5 protein-coding genes are annotated in these 4654 nt (G+C 70.5%); 2 read left to right on the forward strand and 3 right to left on the reverse strand.

The window, feature by feature from the left end:
* Together AC31A1_RS47180 and AC31A1_RS47185 are read right to left on the reverse strand one after the other, a co-directional pair.
* Positions 1–594: phosphotransferase (locus AC31A1_RS47180; RefSeq protein WP_489659225.1), on the reverse strand; the 594-nt coding region annotated here is incomplete at its 3' end.
* Positions 595–758: 164 nt separating this feature from the next.
* Positions 759–2402, reverse strand: coding sequence for a M4 family metallopeptidase (locus tag AC31A1_RS47185; RefSeq protein WP_489659226.1), 1644 nt, complete (start codon positions 2400–2402; stop codon positions 759–761).
* Between the two features lie 138 nt (positions 2403–2540).
* Between AC31A1_RS47185 and AC31A1_RS47190 the strand changes: the two genes are divergently transcribed.
* Positions 2541–2969: a gamma-glutamylcyclotransferase family protein gene (locus AC31A1_RS47190; RefSeq protein ID WP_489659227.1), complete on the forward strand. Its 429-nt coding sequence runs from the start codon at positions 2541–2543 to the stop codon at positions 2967–2969.
* A gap of 22 nt (positions 2970–2991) precedes the next feature.
* Here the strand turns inward: AC31A1_RS47190 and AC31A1_RS47195 are convergent, their stop codons facing one another.
* On the reverse strand, positions 2992–3678 hold the full coding sequence (locus AC31A1_RS47195; protein WP_489659228.1) for a SanA/YdcF family protein: 687 nt from the start codon (positions 3676–3678) through the stop codon (positions 2992–2994).
* A gap of 220 nt (positions 3679–3898) precedes the next feature.
* On the opposite strand from AC31A1_RS47195, the gene AC31A1_RS47200 reads away from it, so the two are divergent.
* A partial coding sequence (locus tag AC31A1_RS47200; RefSeq protein WP_489659229.1) for a sirohydrochlorin chelatase occupies positions 3899–4654 on the forward strand: 756 nt, incomplete at its 3' end.

Below are 4654 nucleotides of genomic sequence, written 5' to 3' on the forward strand. Positions count from 1 at the left end.
GTCCCACTGGGGGAGGGCGAGGGCGTGCTCCCAGGCAGCCGTCGCGAGGGCCGCGTCGTGGGTGCCGTCGGCGCCCAGGTCCTCGATCGCCTTACGGACGTCCGCGTCCTGCGCACCGAGCGGCCCGCCCCGGAAGGACACCGGCCCGCCCACCGCGTCCACCTGTCGCAGCGCGGCGACGAAACGCCCCAACTCGACCGCCGCGTCAGCGAGTTCGGTCAGCGGCGAGTCGTACGCGTTGGCCCCGTCCAGCCAGCCGTACACACCCCACCGCAGCCCGTACCCCCGCCCTGGTTCACCCATCGCCAGCGGCACCGGCACGGACAGCGGCAAGTGCGGCGCCAGACGCGGCAGCCACCGCTGTTCCGTCTCGATCTGCCGTGCCCCGCCCGGCAGTCGGGGCAGCCGTACGACCATGTCCTCGCCCAGCCGGTACATCGCGTTGTCGGTCCCGGCCGAGGCGACCCGCGTGACGGGCAACTCCGCCCAGTCCGGGAACTGTTCGGCGATCAGCCGACTCACCAGCCCCGCGTCGATGTCGAGTTCGTCGGCATGCATCTTGGCGCTGGAGGACGTGGAGGATGTGGACGACATGGCGCTCCGGGTTCGTGAGGCGGCACCGGAGCCTAGCCAGCGCGGCCCCGCCATCGCCACGGCATAACTCCGCTGAACGGTCACCCCGGTCCACCGGACCGGGGTGACCGCGAGCCCGCCGACGACGAGGCCTCCGACCACGAGCCCGCCGACTCCGCCTCAACTCACCCCACGCCCACCGCACTCCACGCCGCCGCCACCGCGCCGTACTCCGAACTCCCCGCCCCGTAAAGGTCCTTCGCCGCACTGAGCGTCGCCGTCCGGGCCCCGGCGTAGTTCGTCGAGGACGTCATGTAGACGGTCAACGCCCGGTACCAGATGGCCCCGAGCTTGTCCCGGCCGATGCCGCTCACCGAAGAGCTGTTGCACGTGGGCGAGTTGTAGCTGACGCCGTTGATGGTCTTCGCGCCGCTGCCCTCCGCGAGGAGATACGCGAAGTGGTTGGCGACACCCGACGAGTAGTGCACGTCGAGATTCCCCACCGACGAACTCCAGCAGTCCGCCGAATTCCCGTCCTTGGACGGCTGGTCCATGAACCGCAGCGCCGCCTTGCCGAATCCCGACCGGACGATCTTCTCGCCGATCAAGTAGTCCCCGAGATCGGACGAGTTGTTGGCGTACCACTCCACCAGCGTGCCCATGATGTCCGAGGTCGCTTCATTCAGCCCGCCGGACTCGCCCGAGTACGTCAGCGCCGCCGTCTTGGACGTCACGCCGTGCGTCATCTCGTGCCCGGCGACATCCAGCGCCACCAGCGGACCGAGCTGCGTCCCGTCACCGTCGCCGTAGGTCATGCAGAAGCAGCTGTCGTCCCAGAAGGCGTTGTTGTAGCTGTTCCCGTAGTGGACGCGGTTGTACGAGCCCTTGCCGTCGCCCGCGATGCCGTTCCGGCCGTGCACGTTCTTGTAGTAGTCCCACGTCTCGTCCGTGCCGTACTGGGCGTCCACCGCCGCCGACGAACGGTCCGAACTCGCCCCCGTACCCCAGTGGTTGTCGGCGTCGGTGAACACCGTGGACGGGGCGCGGCTGATGCAGATGCCGAGGATGCACAGGTCGGTCTTGTTCGCCGCGTCACCGGTGTACGTCCCGCCGCGCGTCGCGTCCTTGAGCTGATACGTCGATCCCGACAGCGTCGTCTCCAACGGCACCGTCCCGCTGTACAGCGACTTCCCGTCACCTGTCGCCGTCTCCACACTGTCCCAGGCGTCGATCTGGGCGCCGCTGCGGGCGTCGGTCAGCACCGTGCGGGCGACCGGGTTGCCGAGCGAGTCCTTGGCGGCCACGTTCGTCCGCCAGGCGAGCTTCGGGGCGCCGTGCAGGGCGTCGACTACCAGCTGGGGCTTGGCGGTCACCCCCTTCAGCACCTCACCGAGATTCGCCGCCCGCAGCGCGTTCACCGCCAGGTCCGCCGCCTTCGGTGCGGCCACCTTCGGCGTCACGGACGCCAGGGATATGGAGTTCCGGGTCGCGCGGTCGGCGCTCCGGTAACTGCCGTTCGGGGCCAGGTGGACGACGAAGTCGCCGCCGAGGACGGGAAGCTGACGGTACGTCCGGTCGTAGCGGACGTGCTGGGTGCCGTCCGCGTCGACGATCACGTCGCGAACGGACGTGTCCTCCGCGGCCGTCAGCCCCAGGCCCGCGGCATGGGCCACCAACGCGGACGCGGCGTTCGCGATCGCGGTGGTCCGTGACGGCCGGTCGGCCGCGTGTGCGGTGGGGGCGAGGGTGGCGGCCAGCAGGGTCGCGGCGCTGGCCGCGACACCCGCCGTGGCGAGACGGGAACCTCGAATGTGCCGTGTCCGACTCATGGGTCTCCTCAAGAACGCAAGTGGGGGGCGTGGGGGCCGCGTTGATGTTGAATGAGATTTAAAGGGGCCATGACATGTCATGTCCATAGCGCATGCAAAGACTCCCGGGACCAAAGACTCCCGGGATCAAGGAGAGCGATGACGACCCCCTCGACGCCCCTCCCCTTCTTCGTCTACGGCACGCTCCGCCCCGGCGAGCCCAACCACGACCTCTTCCTGCGCGGCCGCACGGACTCCGAGGAACGGGCACGACTCCACGGCGCCGCCCTCTACGACGGCCCCGGCTACCCGTACGCCGTCGAGGCCCCCGGCTCGGTGATCGTCGGCGAACTCGTCACCGCACGCCCCGAGGCCTACCCCCAACTCCTCATCGCCCTCGACCGACTTGAGGACTACACCCCCGGCGACCCGGCCAACCTCTACGAACGCGTCGAACTCCAGGTGACCCGCGACGCCGACGGCACGCCCGTACGCGCCTGGGTGTACCTCGCCGCCCTCACCGTCACCGCCCGCCTCCGCGCCCACGGCAAGCTGATCGAGGGCGGCGACTGGATCAACCGCCGCTGAGCGGGCCGCAGTTGACGCGGCCTCAGTTGCCGGAGGCCAGCGCCCGCGTGATGCCCGTCTCCTTCGGCCCGAGGAAGTGCGGATCGGGGTGGAACATCACGTCCAGCGCCGCCTTGCCCGCCGCGAGCACCTCGCGGGTGCCGCCGTAGTACCAGGTCACGTTGTGCGATTCGTCGACACCGACGCCGTACGAGTCGACCCCCGCCGCGTCGCACAGCGCGACCGCCCGCCGGATGTGGAAGTTCTGGCTGATGAGTACGGCCTTGTCGACACCGAAGATCTTCTTGGCGCGGACGCAGGAGTCCCAGGTGTCGAAACCGGCGTAATCGGTCACCACGCGCGCGCGTGGCACCCCGTGCTTCGCCAGGTAGACGCGCATCGCGTCCGGCTCGTCGTAGTCCTTGCGGCTGTTGTCACCGGTCACCAGGACGACCTTCACCCGGCCCTCCCGGTACAGCGCCGCCGCCGCGTCCAGCCGGTGCGCGAGATACGGTGACGGCTCGCCGTCCCACAGCCCGGCACCGAACACCACGGCCACATCGGTGCGCGGCGCGTCCTGGAGGGTCCGCAGCCGGTCGGCCGTGGACACCCACAACCAGGTCGCCGGAAGCAGCGCGAGGACACAGCCGAGGGCAGCCCCCTGCACGAGCTGCCGCCACCCCGCACGCGTGCGTGGCAGCCGCGGCCGGCGAAGTCTCAGGCGGCGCATCAGACGGATCAACGGGGCCCCTCCGCGTTCGGTTCTGACAGTCACAGACGCGCCGTGACCGGTGACGGTTCGCCGCCCGCGGTGTGACCGGCTTCACTGTGAGCCCGGAAACGGCAGGTCACATCGCCTCACACACCCCGGCACCCCACCGTGAACCCCCGGAAAAGACCCGTGATTCCCGTGCAACGGGGTGGCAACCTCCCCCTGCCACCATCACTGCATGACGGCGTCGATCCCATCTCACGAGGAGTCCACCCTCGGCAGCACGCCTGCCCTCGTCCTGGTCGCCCACGGCAGCCGCGACCCACGCGCCCTGAGCACCGTACGAGCCCTCGCGGACCGAGTCCGAGAACTCCGCCCCGGCCTCCCCGTGCACCTGGGCCACATCGAACTCAACGAGCCCCGCCTCCCGGACACCCTCACCGAACTGGGCCCCGCGGAAGCCGTCTTGGTCCCCCTCCTCCTGTCCCGCGGCTACCACGTCAAGCAGGACATCCCGGAGATGGCGGCGGAGGCGCGGGCACGCACGCGCGTGGCACCCCCTTTGGGCCCACACCCCCTCCTCGTGGAGACCCTCCACGACCGCCTGGTGGAGGCGGGCTGGCGAACGAGGACGGACGACCGAACCCGCAGGGCGAGCGCCGTGGTCCTGGCAGCGGCAGGCTCCCGAGACCCGGACTCCAGGCTCGACACCACCCACACGGCTAACCTCCTGGCCGCCCGCCTGGGCGTCCCCGTGATCCCGGCCTACGCCTCGGCAGCAACCCCCACGGTCTCCGAGGCCGTACGCACCCTCACCGCCCGAGGCCACCACAGGGTGGCAGTGGCATCCTGCTTCACGGCCCCGGGCCGCTTCGCGACCCAGTGCGCGGAGGCAGCCCCGTGGATCGCATCGGCCCCTCTGGGTGCCCACCCCGCGATGGCCCGCTTGGTCCTCCACCGCTACGACCAGACCCTGGCAAGGGGCGCGGGGAAC

Source organism: Streptomyces sp. P5F9 (assembly GCF_057961495.1).